Consider the following 15,321-nt stretch of genomic DNA (forward strand, 5'->3'; position numbering starts at 1 on the left):
GTACTCATCTTCTTAGCGCTCAGATGTCTCTTTGAATGTAGGTGTGGCCCCCGACACGGTCAAGGGGTGGGACCGGACGACTTCAGGCGATGAGCGGAGGCCGGGCGGTCAGCCCGCTGAGCGTGCGCAGGATCGAGTAGGGCACCACCGCGCTGGTGCGCGGGTTGTCCGGGCTCGGGCGGTTCTGGACCTCGAAGACGTAGGAGCCCTGCGGTCCCGACGCCTCGATGCGGTGGGTGGTGAGATCGGCCGCGGGATCGGCGTGCAGCTCCACGCGGACGACGTCGGGATCGCCGACGGCGAGCGAGAGGGCAGCGGCCACGTTCAGCGACTGGGGGAACAGACGGGCCGCCTCGGCCGGGGGGCCGGCGAAGACGAGCACGTCCTCCCCCGCCCCCCGGACCCGGCGCGCCTCCTGCTCGTCCATCCAGGGCTGGATGAGGGCGATCGGCTTCTTGGTGGTCCGCAGGACCGCCCGGTCCAGGCCGCCCACGGCGGCCGCGGACGCGAGCAGATCGAGCCCGCCCAGCGCCCCGTGGGTACAGCGCAGGCGGCCGGGCCCCAGCGTGTCCAGCCGGCCGGCCAGCCGCGGGTGCAGCAGACCCGCGACGGAGCTCACGACCAGGTCGAGGCCCGCGGAGAGCACCGGCTGGATCGCCTCGAGCAGGGCGGCCGAGCCGGCGCACTCCACGACGACGTCGGCGATCTCGATGGCCTCCGTCAGGGACAGCTGCGGCACGGGCGGGTCCGGCACGGGCGAACGGTTGACGACGCACACCAGGGTGGCGCCGTGCACCGCTCCCGCGAGGAGTTCTCGGGCCACGACCCTGCCGATGGCCCCGTAGCCCAGTACGGCCACCCGGGGCCCGGCCCCCGGACCACCGGCGCGGGGGCCGGGGTGCGCGGAGCCGGCCGGACCGGGGATCCCGGCCAGGTCATCGGCAGGGGTGTGCGTCATCCGGTCGCTCAGCCCTCTGGGACGTACGTGAACTCGGCCGGGTCGTAGCCCTCCTCGAGCAGCTCCTGCTCGACGAGGACGTCGACGACCCGCTGGATCTCGTCCACGTCGGTCTCGGGCAGGAAGTCCGGCAGCGCCATGTTCTGCGCGACGTCCTCGGGCAGCTTGGCGATGCTCGGCAGCCAGGCGCGGAACTCACCCTCGTTGGCCTCGATGTCCTGGCCGGCGGCGTACATCGCCCGGGCGAACGCAGCGACCGTGTTCGGGTTCTCCTGGATGTACTGGTCGCTGGCGATGAAGTTCGAGACCGCGAGCCCGACGTTCGGCCCCGCCGGGTCGGTCAGGTCGACGACCTCCCGCATCCCAGCGGCGAGGGCGGCCGAGGAGAAGGGCTCCGGCGAGTAGCCGGCGTCGATCGACCCGGCCTCGACACCAGCGGCCATCTCGGGGAAGGGCACCTCGACGAAGGTGGGCTCGACGTCCTCCAGGCCCTCCGAGTTGAGGAGGTTCCGCAGGGTGACGTCACCGATGTTGTTGGTGGCGTTGATGCCGACCGTCGCGCCGTCGAGGTCCTCCAGGGTCTGGATCGGCGAGTCGGGCTTGACGTAGACCGACAGGCCGCCCGGCCCCAGGGCGCTGGTGAGCACGACCGTCTTGATCGGCAGTCCCCGCTGCGTGGCGATCGACGTCGAGATGGTGTTGGAGAAGCTCACGTCCAGCTCACCGGCGGCCACGCTCTGGGCGGCCTGCGGGCCACCCTGCACCGGTTCGAGGGTCACCGTGAGCCCCTCCTTCTCGAAGAAGCCCTTCTCCTGCGCCCAGTACAGGGCGGAGTAGTCGGCCAGCGGCAGTGCACCGACGGTGATCTCGGTGGTCTCGAGCCCCCCGTCCGCCGAGCCGCCGCTGCCGCCGGCAGCGCTGTCGTCGTCCGAGCCGCACGCGGCCAGACCCAGCACGGCGAGCGCCGTCGCACCCGCGATCGCACCACGAAGTTTCATGTCGTTACCTCCGGAGTCAGAAATTGAGCAGTGAGCGGTTCGAGCGCGCGACCGGGACGGACCCGCACCGTCCGTGGGCGGACTCGGCTGGTCCCCCGGCTGCGGATCAGGCGGTGGCCGCCGGCTCCTTGCTCCGGAGCAGCCGGGTGACGTGGCTGCGGATCTCCACGAACCGCTGGTCGGTCTTGGTGGCGATGTGATCCCGGGGCCGCGGAAGGTCCACGTCGATGACCTCGGCGACGACGCTGGGCGGCGAGGACAGCACGATGATCCGATCGGCCAGGTAGACGCTCTCGTCGATGTCGTGCGTGACCACCAGGACGGTGATGCCGAGCTCGGCCTGGATCCGCATGAGCAGGTCCTCGAGGTCGGCACGGGTCTGCGCGTCGACCGAGGCGTAGGGCTCGTCCATCAGGAGCAGCTTGGGATGGGAGGCCAGCGCACGCGCGATGGCGACGCGCTGCTGCATGCCGCCCGACATCTGCCAGGGGTAGAGCTTCTCCTTGTGGGTGAGCCCGACCTCCTCGATCGCGAAGCGCACCCGCTCCGCCCGCTCCTTCGCGGGCAGGTGCTTGATCGGGAACTCCACGTTCTTGTCCACGCGCATCCACGGGTAGAGCGACCGCGAGTAGTCCTGGAAGACCATCGCCAGCCCCTCGGGCACCCCGTCGACGGGGTCGCCCTCGAACCGGACCTGTCCCGAGGTGGGGTTGTCCAGCCCGGAGATGATCCGCAGCAGGGTCGACTTGCCACAGCCGGACGGGCCGACGATGACGCTGATCTTGGAGGCGGGCACCTCGGCGCTGATGCTGCGCACCGCGAGGTTGTCCCCGTAGCTCTTGGAGACTGCGTCGAGCAGGAGCTCGGCGCTCGTACCGGCCGTAGCCGCGCTGGTCTCAGTCATTCTGCTGGGTCGCTCCTCGGTGCCAGGCGAGCGCGCGTCGCTCGACGAACTTGAAGATGAGGTTGAAGGCCACGCCGAGGATCACCAGCACGATCAGCACGGACCAGAAGCCGGCGTAGTCGAAGTTCCGCTGTGACTGGATCAGCTGGTAGCCCAGGCCGTTCTCGGACTTCTGCAGCTCCGAGATGATCATGAGGATGAGGGACAGGGACAGGGACGTCCGGATCCCGGCGAAGATCTTCGGTGCGGCGCCGGGCAGGACGATGTGGAACAGCACGTCCCTGCCGGGGATGCGGAAGACCTGCGCCGCTTGCGCACGCACCTGACCGATCGAGCTGACGCCGTCGATCGTGTTGAGCAGGATCGGCCACACGATGCTGAAGGCGATCAGGAAGATCTTCGGCAAGTCGCCCGTGCCGAACATGAAGAAGAAGACGCCGAGCAGCGCCGGTGACGGCAGGGAGCGCCCGAGGTGGACCATCGGCTGGAACAGCCCGGTGAGCACCGGCGAGATGCCCAGGACGATCCCGACGACGACCCCGACGACGATGGCGATCGCCAGGCCGGCCAGAGCCCGGCCCACGCTGGGGAACAGGTGGTCGTAGGTCGCGTCGCCGAGGAAGAAGCGCGAGGGGTCGGCGGACAGGAAGTCGGTGACGAAGCGGTCGAACGCCGTGAGCGGGTCGACGACGTACAGACCCATCCGCTGCGAGGTCGACACCAGCCACCAGACGAGCAGGATGGCCGCGGGCACCACCAGCCGCAGGGCGACCTTGACCGGCCAGGAGAGGCCGGCCCGCTCCCGGCGGGTCGACGGGGCCGGCTGAGCGTCGCGCTCCTCGACCGCCTCGGACTCGGGGGCGCTGAGCGGGACGTGCGGCTGATCGGTGCTGTGCTGCTGGGTCGTCACTGGGCCAGCCCCTTCTTCCAGCCGAACACGACGTCGTCGAGCTTGGCCATCACGAGGTTGACCAGGACTCCGAGCAGGCCGGCCACCAGCGTGGCGGCATAGACGAGGTCGAGGTTGGTGGCGTTGGCGCTGTTCTCGAGGATGTAGCCGCCGATGCCGTTCCCGCCCCCGATCAGCAGCTCGGCGCTGACGGCGACCAGCAGGCCGATCGAGGCAGCGATCCGCACCCCCGTGAAGGCGAACGGCAGAGCGCTGGGGATCTTGACCTTGCGCAGCACCGCCAGCTCGCCGTTGCCGAAGGTCTTGGCGGTCATCACCGCTGTGGTGTCGGTGGCCCGGACGCCGTACATCGTGTTGAGCAGGATGGGCCAGACGCAGGACAGCGCCACGGTGAGGGACAGCGGCAACATCCCCTGGCCGATGAGCAGCACCAGGATCGGCCCGACAGCGACCGAAGGCAGGACGCGGAACGCCTCCACCGGCCACTCGAGGGCGAGGAAGACGCTGCTGAAGGCACCCATCAGGCCGCCGACCAGCACGCCGGCGACGGTGGCGATCACCAGCCCGAGCATCCACTCGCCCAGAGTGAAGAGGACCTGGTCCCAGAAGGTGCCGTCCGGCACCAGGTCGGCGACTCCGGCGATGACGCCACTGGGGAGCGGCAGGCCAGGCACGTCGAGGAGGCCCGACCGGATGACCCCCTCCCAGACTGCCGCGGCGCCGACCGTACCGACGATGCCGAGGACCGCCTGCGATCGACCGCTGAGCGGCTCGTGCAGGAGTTTCACCCGGGTTCTCCCTCCTGGTGGTGGTGGTGCGCGCCACAGTGGTGTGGGCCACATCCGTGGAGAGATAGTCCCGGGCAATTCCGCGAGTAGTCAATAGTTGAGCGCAAAGATTCTTGGTTATTAACCAGGGGCCAACACGAGCCCACCGACCGTGAGCGCCGCGCCCACGTCAGAGCCCCCGGACGTTCCCTGGATCCGCCAGCGCGCCCGGGCCGGCAGCCACGAGCGCGGTTCGTCGTCCGGCCGGTCCCCACACGCCGGCGACGACGAGAGCGGCCGTGAGCGCCAGCAGCGGGCCGCCGGAACGCCGGTCGCCATGAGCACTCCGCCGGCGATCGCCGGAGGCAGCCAGATCCCTGTGGGGATCAGCCGGGCGGGAGTCCCCGGCGCTGCCGGGCGGCTTCGAACCGAAAGGACACGGCGATCGGTGGGCCGATCTCGGCGAGGAGAGCCAGCCAGTCGACCAGCACGCGGTGGAACGCCAGGACGCCCAGCACCAGCCCCAGCGTCGTGATGACGGACGTCGCGACTCGACGGCGTGCGCCCCTGGACGTCTGCAACGCCAGCCCGCCGGAGCAGGCTGCGGCGATGGCCGGGGCCAGGACCGCGAAGACGACGAGCAGGTCCCCCACCGGCATCCCACCCAACCGCATGGCGGCGCCCGCGCCGAGGGTTGCATCTCCCCCACTGTCCCCGGACAGGTGCAGCGCGGCGCCGACGAGAACGAGCCCCAGCGCGGGTTCGTCCGGCAGCTCGGATCAGCCGAGCGGCACGGTCCAGGCGTCATACGCGTAGACCCAGTCTGCGTTGCCGGCGGTGCGCAGCCAGTCGTTGCCACGAGAGCCGATCTGCACGTCCGCGGTGCGCGCCTGCCGCGCCCGCTCATAGGTCTGCAGCCCCGCGGCGGCGTCCCCAGGACGGTGCGCGGCCAGCGACCGCGCCAGGACGACGGCGTCCTCTATCGCCATCCCGGCGCCCTGCGCCATGAACGGCATCATCGGGTGGCAGGCGTCGCCCAGCAGCGTCCGGGACCCGATCGACCAGCGCGGCAGCGGGTCGCGGACGTACAGCGCGGACTTCATGACCGAGCCGCAGGCGTCCAGCAGCGCCCGCGCCTCCGGGTGGAACGTGGCGTAGGCGCGCCGGAGCTCCTCGACGTCCCCCGGCGAGGTCCACGACTCCTCCCGCCACGACTCCTGCGGGCGGGTGGCGAAGACGAAGACGTCCCTCCCCCGGTTGAGCGGGAACGTGACGATCTGGGTCGCCGAGTCAGGCCCCCACCACTTGGTGAACGCCCCGAGGTTGGGCACGTCGAGCCGCGCCGCGGGAACGACAGCGCGATAGGCGACGACCCCGGTGAACTCCGGCTGCTCGGGACCCCACAGAGCCTCCCGCACGAGGGAGTGGATGCCGTCAGCGCCGACGAGCACGTCGACGGTCTCGGAGCTGCCGTCGACGAACTCGAGCACGGTGCGGTCGCCGTCTTCACGCAGGGCCGCGAGCTCGCACCCGAGACGGAGGGACCCCGCCGGCAGGGCGCCGACGAGCGCGTCGAGCAGATCGGCGCGGTGGATGGTGAGCTGCGGCGATCCGTAGCGCTCCTCGGCGGCGGACCCCATCTCCAGGCGCGAGGTCTCCTCGCCGGTGTCCCACGTGCGACTGATCCGGTGCGAGGGCCGCGCGGCCGTCGCGCGCAGCGCCTCCCCCACCCCCAGCCCGTCGAGCGCGAGCACGGCGTTGGGCGTGAGGTTGATGTCCGCGCCGACCCGTCCGAGGCGGGCGGCCTGCTCGAAGACGACGACCTCCCGCCCGAGTTGGCGCAGCGCGATGGCCGCACACGTCCCGCCGACTCCTCCCCCGACGATCCCGACAACCTGCGGTGCGCTCATGGAGAACCCCTCGATGCGCTCCGGCGACGTGGCCGCCGGTAGATGTGTAAGTTCTTATATTCTTAGCTCTTACGTACAGTGGAGGCAAGCTCTCGATGCGAGACCCTGGGGAGGCGACATGGCCGGCGAGGCCCACCGGGCGGACGAGGTCGACGACGTCGTCGACCGGTGGGCGGCGGTCCGGCCCGACGTCGACCCGGCCAGCATCGGCGTGTTCGGCCGGATCGCCCGGCTGGACCTGATGCGGCGGGCCGCGGTCCGCCGCCTGCACAACCAGCACGGCATCAACTCGGCCGCGTTCGACCTGCTGTCCCAGTTGCGCCGCGCCGATCCCCCGCACCGCCGCACGACCGGGGAGCTCGCCGAGGCCACCCTGCTCACGTCAGCCGCCACGACGTTGCGCATCGACCGACTGGAGGCCGACGGCCTGGTGCGCCGGGTCCGGTCGGACGAGGACCGGCGGGTCGTGTACGCCGAGCTGACGCCAGCCGGTCTGGCGCGGATCGACGCGCTCTACGAGGAGCACGTGGCCCTGGAGAACCGACTGCTCGCCGGACTCGCGGTCGACGAGCGGATGCAGTTGGCGGATCTGTTGCGCACACTCACCCACTCGGTCGCGGACGCCGGCGACGCCTGAGCCGACGCGTGCACTCCTCAGCGACGGATGTGTCACCCGGTGACGTCGACAGGGCCGGTGCACTCGTGTGACCACGTGGCCTGGGGATGGGGCCGAACGCCCTCGGCTGGTCCGTAGCGAGGCACGGTCGGCGTGAGTAGCGTCCGGCTGCGTGCTGGGAAGGGCCGGGCGGCGACCCCGCCGCTGCACCGCGACCGCGGAGGTGCGCTGATGTTCGTCTGCATCTGCCGCGCCGTCAGCAGCACTGACGTGCGAGCGGCCATCGCCGAGGGCGCCCGCACGGTCAAGCAGGTGGCCGAGGCATGCGGAGCGAGCCGGGACTGCGGCAAGTGCGTGGTCCACGTCCGGGCCCTGCTCGACGTCGAGCACGGGCCTCGCGGCAGGGGGAGGCTCCCACAGGAATGCGAGAGCGAGGCGGCAGCACCCACCACGACAGAGGGAACGAGCAGCGATGGTCTACCTGGTGTCCATCTTCCCCGTACCGGACTACGACCTGTGGCAGACCGAGTTGGCCCGGGGAACGGAGAGGCGGCGGCGGCACGGGGTCACCCGCCACTGGGTCTACCGCGGCTCGGATGATCCCAACGAGGTCATGATGGTGATGGAGTTGGCCAGCCTCGAGGACGCGAAGGCCTTCCTGGCGTCGCCGGAGGCGGGTACCCGAGCGTGGATGGACCGGATCGGGATGGAGATCTACCCGACGTTCTTCGTGGGTGAGCGGATCGAAGAAGCCGACTACGAGGACACCCATGATCCCGCGCAGCGAGCCTGACTCCTCGTCGGCGGCACCCCGAGGACAGGCTCCGCCGCGTCCCTGTACGACCAGCAAGGCCTGCTGGCCTCGATCCACGACCGCCGGGGCGGGGCCGAAGCGTGAAGCGCAGACGCAGTCTCCAGTCGTCCTTCAGTGAAGTCGGCACCTGCGGGCCGCCGCGAAGGCGATCGCCGCGGGGCACAGGTCACGGCCGCCGGCCGCACGTGGCTCCGAGTCGCCGATCCGGTCGGCTACCGGGTCAGGCAGGTGGCGGCGGACCTCCTCGACCCGCCTGGTCGCCGAGCGCCGGTTGATCGGACCGCTGCGTGACGTCGGGTTGCCGTCGGCGGCGGGCCTCCGGCCGCCTGCTCTCCCGCCAGTACATGAACCCGAGAACCAGGAGCAGGCTTGCTAGCACCACCACGAAGGCAAGCGTCAGCAGGCTCACTCTCACCACCACCTTCCGACCGAGCGACAGTTGTTCCATTCACGTCTTCGGACGCGCTGGACACCGTGCATCCCCTTGCACGTTGGCGAACTCAACCGACTCGCGGGGCAGCTCAGGGGCTGTGTGGGCTGGGCTCCGTCCGCGTCGTTCCGGAGACCCCCTACCGCTGGCTGCTTGCAGGGAACTCCACGTCACCAGGCGTTCCAGGGGGCCCCGGCCGAGGAACAGCCGCCACAGTGTGGCGGCGGCGGTGGTGATCAGGACGTAGACCAGCCAGGGCCGGTTGGTGTCGTAGTCGAGGGTGCCGGTGACCCACATGGCGACGATGCCGCCGACGTAGGCGGTGAGGGCCATCGACCCGACCGCTGCGAAGGGCGCGGTTGCACGCGGCAGGCAGTCGGCCAGCACCAGGCACGCCGCGATGACGACCAGGGCGACGCCGACCGAGCCGACGATCTCGAACGGGGTGCCGCTGTGCGGGGTGGCACCGATGAGCCAGACCGGGTCCCACTGATCGGGGCGCGAGGAGAAACCCTCCGGCCCCTCGATCGGTTGCCCTGCGGCCCACCACTGGGTGGTGAGCCAGCCGCCGCCATAGCCGAGGGCGGCCAGGCCCGCGCCGGCGGCCGCCATTCTCAACCGCATCCGGGCGGCGGTGAGGTCGCAGCGGCCCACGGCGAGCCCGACGAGGATGAACGTCCATCAGATCAGCGCCGGGTAGGAACCGGTCACCGCCAGCCAGACGAACGGGGCCTCGTAGGCGTCGTTGGCCTCGGAGAACTGGGCCAGCAGGAGGTCGATCGGAGGGGTGACCAGCGCGAGAGCACCGGCCAGCAGGAGGAGCCGGCCGGGCGGCCATCGGAGGAACGGCAGGGCGAGCACGAACAGGAGGGCGTACACGCCGAGGATGACGTCGATGTCGGTGCCCAGCGCCTCGAGGACGCCGCCGATGGCGAACAGCCAAGCCGCCCGGACGAGGATCCGGATCCGGGCACGGACCAGGTCGTCGCCGGTGATCGGCACGGTGCGTCCGGACAGCAGGGCCACCGAGATGCCGGCGAGGACGGCGAACAGGATCGACGACCGACCGTTGACCACGCCCGCCCAACTCGAGGGCGTTCTCCCGACGTCGGTGGTGACAACGCCGACGTGTGCGCCGAACATGCCGAAGACCGCCAGGGCGCGGGCGACATCGAGGCCGACGATCCGGCCGGACTCATGGGCCGAGCGACCCGGACTCCGTGACGGCGCGATGGCGAGGGCGGAGCTCATGGCCGGGCACGGTAAGCAGAGTCCGAACAGGGCAATGCCAGTCGCCCGACGCTTTGCCAACTTCTTGCTCCGCTTTACCAACTTCTTACCCACGGCTGAGCGGCGGCGATTCCGGGGCGACGATCTGCCTGACATGTACTGCACCGGAATGGGGTGACAGCGTTGCCGGGGCACCTCATCCTGGCTCGCGGGGGAGCCGCACCCCTTCCGCGGCCGCTGAACGGAGCCGGTGTTCGTGCGCACTCGGATCATCGCCCTGGCCGTGCTGGCCTCCGTCGTGGCCACGGTCCTGTTCGCCGTGCCGCTGGGGATCGCGGTGTTCCGGCACCTGGTCGGGCAGGAGCGCGGGCACCTGCTGCGGGTGGCCAACGACGTCGCGATCACCGTGGCCGACGACGTGGAGGCCGGCGCGGCCGTCGACCCCGACGACCTGACCGATGTCGGGGACGACGGTGAGGACATCACCGCCGCCGTGTTCGACGAGGACGGGGACCGGCTGGCCGGGACCGCACCCGTTCGAGACGAGGACGTCCTGGCCGGTGCGCTGGACGGCGACATCAAGGCCGGCGCCGACGACGACCTCCTGTTCGCCGCCGCGCCGGTCACGCATGGCGAGGACATCATCGGTGCCGTCCTCGTGTCCGAGTCCCGCGCGGACGTGTACGGCGAGCTGGCCGTCACCTGGACCGGGATGGCCGGGCTCGCCACGGTGGCGGTGACCGTCGCGTGGCTGGTGGGGCGGCGACAGGCCCGCCGGCTGGCGCAGCCCCTGGAGGACCTGGAGGAGAGCGCCCGACGGCTCGGGGACGGCGACTTCAGCGTGCGCAGCCGCCCGGGGGGCATTCCCGAGATCGACTCCGTCGGCGTCGCCCTGGACAGCACCGCCGCCCGCCTCGACGACCTGATCACCCGTGAGCGCGCGTTCTCCGCCGACGCCTCCCACCAGCTGCGCACACCGCTGGCCGGTCTGCGGCTGCGCCTGGAGGCCGCGCTGGAGCAGGCCGACGCGGACCCCCGGCCGGCGATCGCCGCGAGCCTCGCCGACGCCGACCGCCTGGAGGCGATCATCGACGAGCTGCTGCTGCTCGCCCGGGCCGGGCAGGCCGGTCACGCTAGCCGGATCGACCTGGGCGCCCTGCTCGGGGAGCTCGCCCCCGAGTGGGAGGCGCGGCTGGCGCTGACCGGCCGCGACCTCGTGCTGCGGGTGGACCAGGGGACGCCCGACCCGCTCGCCTCGCCCGCCGCGGTCCGGCAGGTGCTCGCCGTGCTCGTCGACAACGCGACGGCGCACGGCGCCGGCACGGTCACCGTGGCCGCACGGGAGGGCAGCGGCGCGGTGGCCGTGGACGTCTGCGACGAGGGGCCGGGGTTGTCCGAACCGGCCGGGATGGTGTTCGCCCGGCGGGCCGACCGCCGCGACGGGCACGGCATCGGCCTCGCCCTGGCCCGCCGCCTCGCCGAGGCCGAGCACGGTCGGCTCCACCTGACGCATGTGTCCCCACCGGTGTTCACCCTGCTCCTGCCCGCGGCCGCCGATTCACCGGACGAGCCGGCGGGCTCCGCCGAGATCCTGCAGGGGTAGGTCCGAGGTGTGAAGGTCCGGCGGACGACTGCTCGGGAGTCAGCGCGTCTGTGCTCGTCGGCGCCGGCGGGGTCGCGGCCGGGTTCCCGCTGGCCGACCCGGTCGTGGGTCTGGTGATCACGGTGGCGATCCTGGCGGTGCTCCGCACTGCCGGCCGTGACGTGTACCGCCGGCTGATGGACGCCGTCGATCCGGAGTTGATCGACCGCGCCGAGCGGTCACTGTTGGACACGCCGGGAGTGACCGGCATCCGCGGGGTGCGGATGCGGTGGATCGGGCACGTCCTGCACGCCGAGGCCGATCTCGAGATCGACGGCGCGGTGAGCATCGCCGACGCGCACACCCTGGCCCATGACGCCGAGCACCGGTTGACGCATGCCGTTCCGAAGCTCAGCTCCGCGACAATCCACGCCTACCCGGCCACCCGGCACGCAGCGGCCCCCTGACGCCGAGGCCGACGCGCGGTGCGGGTGGGCGTGGAGCTCCGCGGCGGCCGAGCGCATGCTGACGAGCACACGTCGCCGCCCCTGCCGTCGCCCGCTCGGAGAACGCCGTGACCGAGTTCGTCACCCTCGTCGCCCTCGGGGTCGTCGTCGTCGGCGTCGGCGTCCTGGTCGCCGCGTACCTGCTGACCGCGGTCGTGTGGCTGGTGGCCCGCGGAGTCCGGCGCCGCGGGCAGGTCGGGCCCAGCCCGCGAGATCACGAGCGTCCACCGCGCGGCGAGGGATCGCACGCCACTCGTTTCGACGGAGTGGGCGGGGCAGGCAGTCGGCCCGACAGCTGAACGCGGCAACGGCCGTCAGCGTTCGGACGCCGCGTCACCGGAGGCGTCCTTCCGACCGGTGGATGGGCGAGCCGTCTGCCCCTGTGTCCGTCCGCGGCGACGCTCTGGTCAGGACGACGGCTGCGGCCGGGACGCCCGGTGCCGGACGGCCAACGCTGCCGCCCTGTGGGAGCTGCTGGAGAGCAGCTTCTCCAGCGGGCCCTGGCCGACGACCAGGTGCCAACCGGTGGCGAGCACGACGATCACCCCGATGAACGCCATCCAGGTCGCAACGCCCTCGACGTCCCAGTCGAGCACGGCAGGCGCGAAGACGTGGCTGGTGTAGGTCGTCAGCGCCATCGCGCCGACCGACACCAACGGGAAGGTCGTCGTCGGCAGCCGCTCGGCGACGACGAGGCACACCGCGATGACGACCAGTGCGACACCGGCCGATCCCACGATCTCGCAGGTCGTGCCGCTGTGTGGCGCAGCCCCGGTCAGCCAGGTGAGGCTCCAGCTGCGGGAGTCGATCTCGCCGTCGACCCAGTCCTGCGTCGATGCCGCCTGCCCCCACCACCCGGACGTCATCCAGCCGGTGGTGTAACCGAGTACGGCCAGCGTCGCGCCGGCGGACAGCAGCCGTGCCCGCAGCCGCGGTGAGCTCAGGTCGGAGCGGCCAACGGCCATGCCGACCAGGATGAAGGTCCACCAGATCAAGGCCGGGTAGGGGCCGTTGAGCATCAGCAGCACGAAGGGGGACTCCTCGAGCCCGGTGGCTTGCGCCCACACCGTCAGGAGCAGCGCCAGTGGGGGCGTCAGGACCGCCAGCACGGCCGCCGCGAGCAGCAGTCGGCGCGGCGACCAGCGCAGGAACGGCAGCACCAGGAGGAACAGGATCGCGTAGACGCCCAGGATCACGTCGATGTCGGTGCCGAGCGCCTCCAGCGTCGCACCGATGCCGAACGCCCACGCCGCCCGAACCAGCAGCCGGATCCGGGCGCGGACCAGGTCCTCACCGGCCGGCGCGGCAGTCCGGCCGGTCAGCAGCGCCACCGACACCCCGGCGAGCACCGCGAAGAGGATGGAGGACCGGCCGTGGACGATCCCCAGCCAGCTCGACGGCGAGACACCCACATCGGCGGGCACCGCACCGAAGTGCGCGCCCACCATGCCGAACACCGCCAGGGCCCGGGCCATGTCGAGCCCGACCACCCGGCCGGGCCGCCGGAGCTGTCGTTGCCCCTCGGGAGTTCGGCGGGCCACCGGGCCGGAGGGTGTGGCGGTCACGCCGTCGGGTCGGGTGAGCAGAGGCATTGAGTGGTCCTCGGGTCAGGTCGGAGCAAGCGGGGAAGGGCGGGGCGAGTCCTCCATGCGCGACGGCGACCGTCGCCCTCTTCCTGGACAGGGAGAGGTCGGACACGAATCCGGACGTCGTTTGCCGAGTTCTTGCTCTTCCCTGGCCGACTTCTTGCCTCTCCTCGTGGGTCGACCTGTCTCGGACACAGGACGACGGGCCTTCACCTCGCGTGCTCGACCAGGCCGGTCGACAACTGCGGGAGTCGTCCCGACCGTGATGCCGGCGCCCTGAACAGCAGCATCACGCCCGGTGGCAGAGGTGACGTGCACGTCCCGGCCGCCCGGTCACGCATGTCGACGGAGGTCGTCCACAGGAGTCCTCGCCTGCCGTGGCACCTCGCTCCGTTCCTGAACGCGGTCGTCCCGGCGCGTTCGAAGGCCCAGACCGCCGTGTGGGAGAAGGTCCAGATGCAGGCCCGACCGCCGCTCCTGCGCCGCGGCGCCACCGTCCTCGTCGCGCTGCGGTGTCAACGCTCCAGGCAAGCGCGGGACCCCAGCACGCGCCGGACCTGCGGTACGCGGAGGAGCACCCGAATGAGAACCTGCACCTGACGGACGAACACAGGAGGACGTACGCCATGTCGCCCATCCGGCGCTTCGACCACGTGGGCATCACCGTCAGGGATCTCGACACGGTGACGGACTTCTTCGTCGAACTGGGCTTCGAGACCGAGGGCCGGACGGTTCTGGAAGGCGACTTCCTGGACACCGTCGTCGGCATCCCGCACTGCCGTACCGAGGTCGTCGTGCTGCGGCCGCCCGGCGGAGGAACCGGGCTGGAACTGTCGCGCTTCCTCCACCCCGACCACGAACCCGGTTCGCCCGACCCCATGCCGAACGAACTGGGGTTGCGCAACGTGACCTTCGAGGTGGACGACCTCCAGGCGATCCTCGACCGGCTCACCGCGGACGGCTACCACCTGGTCGGTGGTGTCGGTCAGTACGAAGGCATCTGGCGCATGGCGTCTGTGCGAGGACCCGAGGGGTTCATCGTGAACTTGGCCCAGCGAATCGACTGATCGGCGGTCAGGCGGTCACGCGCGGCGGGACGGGGTGCCTGCGCAGCGAGTAGGTCCGCGGCCCGTCGAGCAGGAAGTGCGGCTCCACCGGTACCGCCCAGGGCACTGCTCGGCTCGACCGGGCGAGCCGACACGGGTGCAGCCCAGTCGCGCCAGGCGTCCCACCAGCGAAGACGACTGATCTCGGTGCCGCCTCGCGCCTGGCACAGCGCTCCCGGCTGTCTCCACGGACCGCCGCGGACTGCGCTGGACGCCAGCGTCTGAGGCCGACCTGCACCACGACTCGCGCCGCGTGCCTACCGAGTCACTGCTCGAATGCGTGGAGCACGTCCTCGGTGCTGCATCGGTAGCTGAGCAGGCTGTAGTCCAGGCTGGCGATCGACCGTTGAGCCGCCTCGGCGTCCACGACGCCGCAGGCCTCCTCGACCACCACGGGTAGGAACCCGAGGTCCGCGGCGTGCCGCGCGGTCGGTTCGATCCCGATCTCCAGAACGGCGCCGACCAGCACCACCGTCGTCACCCCGCGATCACGCAGCACTGCCTCGACCGGGGTGCCGACGAGTGCCGACATCCCAAGCTTGTCGAACACCGGCTCACCGGCCGACGGGGCCAACTCCTCGACGATCTGCGTCTGCGGGGCGTCCGGCGGGAAGGCCTGTGTGACCTCGTCCGGCCGGCTCTTCCGTTGCCAGGCCATGGCGGTCCGCAGCGCGGCCACACCCATGTGCGAGAGCGGCAGTGACACGTGCCGGACGTACAGCACGGCGACGCCGGCAGCTCGAGCGGCCTGCAGGACCGCGCCGATCTGCTGTACGAGCCGGTCGCGGTCACGGACGTGAGCGAGGATGCCGGCCTGTGCGTCGTAGACCAGGACCGCGGTGGTCCGAGGGCGGCACATCTCCGCGACCGTGTCCGGGACCGCCATGCCTGACGCCTGATGCATGCCGGAAGCGTGTCAGTCGGCAGAGGCTGCGGCTACGGCTGTGGACCGCCGTGTGTACCCGCCCGTGCAGGTGATGGCACTGGCCTGCTCTCAGCGCCTC

Annotated in this window: 18 protein-coding genes; 7 read left to right on the forward strand and 11 right to left on the reverse strand. The window is 71.3% G+C overall.

The annotated features are described in order from the left end of the window. Positions 1–82: 82 nt before the first annotated feature. From CRP39_RS09400 to CRP39_RS09430, 7 genes are all read right to left on the reverse strand, one after another. Complete coding sequence (locus CRP39_RS09400; RefSeq protein ID WP_097206109.1) at positions 83–958, reverse strand: aspartate dehydrogenase domain-containing protein; 876 nt, start codon at positions 956–958, stop codon at positions 83–85. 8 nt (positions 959–966) lie between these two features. Beyond that, positions 967–1,956 (reverse strand): ABC transporter substrate-binding protein, encoded by a 990-nt coding sequence (locus CRP39_RS09405; RefSeq protein WP_097206110.1) that lies wholly within the window; start codon positions 1,954–1,956, stop codon positions 967–969. Positions 1,957–2,062: 106 nt separating this feature from the next. Further along, on the reverse strand, positions 2,063–2,860 hold the full coding sequence (locus CRP39_RS09410) for an ABC transporter ATP-binding protein (protein WP_097206111.1): 798 nt from the start codon (positions 2,858–2,860) through the stop codon (positions 2,063–2,065). Then, positions 2,853–3,770: an ABC transporter permease gene (locus tag CRP39_RS09415; protein ID WP_216359671.1), complete on the reverse strand. Its 918-nt coding sequence runs from the start codon at positions 3,768–3,770 to the stop codon at positions 2,853–2,855. The genes CRP39_RS09410 and CRP39_RS09415 overlap by 8 nt, the downstream gene beginning before the upstream one ends. Beyond that, on the reverse strand, positions 3,767–4,558 hold the full coding sequence (locus CRP39_RS09420; RefSeq protein ID WP_216359672.1) for an ABC transporter permease: 792 nt from the start codon (positions 4,556–4,558) through the stop codon (positions 3,767–3,769). Before CRP39_RS09420 ends, CRP39_RS09415 begins: the two co-directional genes overlap by 4 nt. Before the next feature lie 365 nt (positions 4,559–4,923). After that, a complete protein-coding gene (locus tag CRP39_RS09425; protein ID WP_097206113.1) occupies positions 4,924–5,196 on the reverse strand; it encodes a hypothetical protein in 273 nt (90 codons plus the stop codon). Positions 5,197–5,316: 120 nt separating this feature from the next. Continuing rightward, entirely contained in the window at positions 5,317–6,447 is a 1,131-nt protein-coding gene (locus CRP39_RS09430; RefSeq protein ID WP_097206114.1) for an FAD-dependent monooxygenase, read from the reverse strand. 118 nt (positions 6,448–6,565) lie between these two features. Here CRP39_RS09430 and CRP39_RS09435 point away from each other — a divergent pair, with 118 nt between their 5' ends. The 3 genes from CRP39_RS09435 (at position 6,566) to CRP39_RS28330 (ending at position 7,856) form a co-directional block, all read left to right on the forward strand. After that, on the forward strand, positions 6,566–7,084 hold the full coding sequence (locus tag CRP39_RS09435; RefSeq protein WP_097206115.1) for a MarR family winged helix-turn-helix transcriptional regulator: 519 nt from the start codon (positions 6,566–6,568) through the stop codon (positions 7,082–7,084). A 210-nt stretch (positions 7,085–7,294) separates the two neighbouring features. Further along, positions 7,295–7,663, forward strand: a complete 369-nt coding sequence (locus CRP39_RS28325; protein WP_097206116.1) for a (2Fe-2S)-binding protein — start codon at positions 7,295–7,297, stop codon at positions 7,661–7,663. A 22-nt stretch (positions 7,664–7,685) separates the two neighbouring features. Further along, positions 7,686–7,856, forward strand: a complete 171-nt coding sequence (locus CRP39_RS28330) for a hypothetical protein (protein WP_172442365.1) — start codon at positions 7,686–7,688, stop codon at positions 7,854–7,856. A 469-nt stretch (positions 7,857–8,325) separates the two neighbouring features. Here the strand turns inward: CRP39_RS28330 and CRP39_RS09450 are convergent, their stop codons facing one another. After that, positions 8,326–8,961, reverse strand: coding sequence for a DUF418 domain-containing protein (locus tag CRP39_RS09450; protein ID WP_143426596.1), 636 nt, complete (start codon positions 8,959–8,961; stop codon positions 8,326–8,328). 27 nt (positions 8,962–8,988) lie between these two features. Further along, positions 8,989–9,558, reverse strand: a complete 570-nt coding sequence (locus tag CRP39_RS09455) for a heparan-alpha-glucosaminide N-acetyltransferase domain-containing protein (protein WP_097206119.1) — start codon at positions 9,556–9,558, stop codon at positions 8,989–8,991. Between the two features lie 235 nt (positions 9,559–9,793). On the opposite strand from CRP39_RS09455, the gene CRP39_RS09460 reads away from it, so the two are divergent. From CRP39_RS09460 to CRP39_RS09470, 3 genes are all read left to right on the forward strand, one after another. After that, positions 9,794–11,140 carry a sensor histidine kinase gene (locus tag CRP39_RS09460; RefSeq protein ID WP_097206305.1) on the forward strand — a complete coding sequence of 449 codons (1,347 nt, stop codon included), beginning with the start codon at positions 9,794–9,796 and terminating at the stop codon, positions 11,138–11,140. A 50-nt stretch (positions 11,141–11,190) separates the two neighbouring features. Next, positions 11,191–11,586, forward strand: coding sequence for a cation diffusion facilitator family transporter (locus CRP39_RS09465; RefSeq protein WP_097206120.1), 396 nt, complete (start codon positions 11,191–11,193; stop codon positions 11,584–11,586). Between the two features lie 107 nt (positions 11,587–11,693). Then, positions 11,694–11,924, forward strand: coding sequence for a hypothetical protein (locus CRP39_RS09470; protein ID WP_097206121.1), 231 nt, complete (start codon positions 11,694–11,696; stop codon positions 11,922–11,924). Positions 11,925–12,032: 108 nt separating this feature from the next. On the opposite strand, the gene CRP39_RS09475 is transcribed toward CRP39_RS09470, so the two are convergent. Beyond that, on the reverse strand, positions 12,033–13,217 hold the full coding sequence (locus CRP39_RS09475; protein ID WP_097206122.1) for a heparan-alpha-glucosaminide N-acetyltransferase domain-containing protein: 1,185 nt from the start codon (positions 13,215–13,217) through the stop codon (positions 12,033–12,035). Positions 13,218–13,864: 647 nt separating this feature from the next. Here CRP39_RS09475 and CRP39_RS09485 point away from each other — a divergent pair. Beyond that, the gene (locus CRP39_RS09485) at positions 13,865–14,278 is read left to right on the forward strand and encodes a VOC family protein (RefSeq protein WP_216359673.1); all 414 of its coding nucleotides are present in this window, start codon (positions 13,865–13,867) and stop codon (positions 14,276–14,278) included. Positions 14,279–14,582: 304 nt separating this feature from the next. Here CRP39_RS09485 and CRP39_RS09490 read toward each other — a convergent pair whose 3' ends face one another. Further along, a complete protein-coding gene (locus tag CRP39_RS09490) occupies positions 14,583–15,221 on the reverse strand; it encodes a cysteine hydrolase family protein (RefSeq protein ID WP_097206125.1) in 639 nt (212 codons plus the stop codon). Between the last annotated feature and the right edge of the window lie 100 nt (positions 15,222–15,321).

Origin of the sequence: Geodermatophilus sabuli (genome assembly GCF_900215145.1) — a bacterium.
In the GTDB taxonomy this organism is placed as follows: Bacteria; Actinomycetota; Actinomycetes; order Mycobacteriales; family Geodermatophilaceae; genus Geodermatophilus; species Geodermatophilus sabuli.

What these genes read in the sequence shown, in the direction of transcription:
- CRP39_RS09400 (WP_097206109.1), bottom strand. Translation starts at nt 958, where the DNA reads ATGACGCACACCCCTGCCGATGACCTGGCCGGGATCCCCGGTCCGGCC.
- CRP39_RS09405 (WP_097206110.1), bottom strand. Translation starts at nt 1,956, where the DNA reads ATGAAACTTCGTGGTGCGATCGCGGGTGCGACGGCGCTCGCCGTGCTG.
- CRP39_RS09410 (WP_097206111.1), bottom strand. Translation starts at nt 2,860, where the DNA reads ATGACTGAGACCAGCGCGGCTACGGCCGGTACGAGCGCCGAGCTCCTG.
- CRP39_RS09425 (WP_097206113.1), bottom strand. Translation starts at nt 5,196, where the DNA reads ATGCCGGTGGGGGACCTGCTCGTCGTCTTCGCGGTCCTGGCCCCGGCC.
- CRP39_RS09430 (WP_097206114.1), bottom strand. Translation starts at nt 6,447, where the DNA reads ATGAGCGCACCGCAGGTTGTCGGGATCGTCGGGGGAGGAGTCGGCGGG.
- CRP39_RS09435 (WP_097206115.1), top strand. Translation starts at nt 6,566, where the DNA reads ATGGCCGGCGAGGCCCACCGGGCGGACGAGGTCGACGACGTCGTCGAC.
- CRP39_RS28325 (WP_097206116.1), top strand. Translation starts at nt 7,295, where the DNA reads ATGTTCGTCTGCATCTGCCGCGCCGTCAGCAGCACTGACGTGCGAGCG.
- CRP39_RS28330 (WP_172442365.1), top strand. Translation starts at nt 7,686, where the DNA reads ATGGAGTTGGCCAGCCTCGAGGACGCGAAGGCCTTCCTGGCGTCGCCG.
- CRP39_RS09455 (WP_097206119.1), bottom strand. Translation starts at nt 9,558, where the DNA reads ATGAGCTCCGCCCTCGCCATCGCGCCGTCACGGAGTCCGGGTCGCTCG.
- CRP39_RS09475 (WP_097206122.1), bottom strand. Translation starts at nt 13,217, where the DNA reads ATGCCTCTGCTCACCCGACCCGACGGCGTGACCGCCACACCCTCCGGC.
- CRP39_RS09490 (WP_097206125.1), bottom strand. Translation starts at nt 15,221, where the DNA reads ATGCATCAGGCGTCAGGCATGGCGGTCCCGGACACGGTCGCGGAGATG.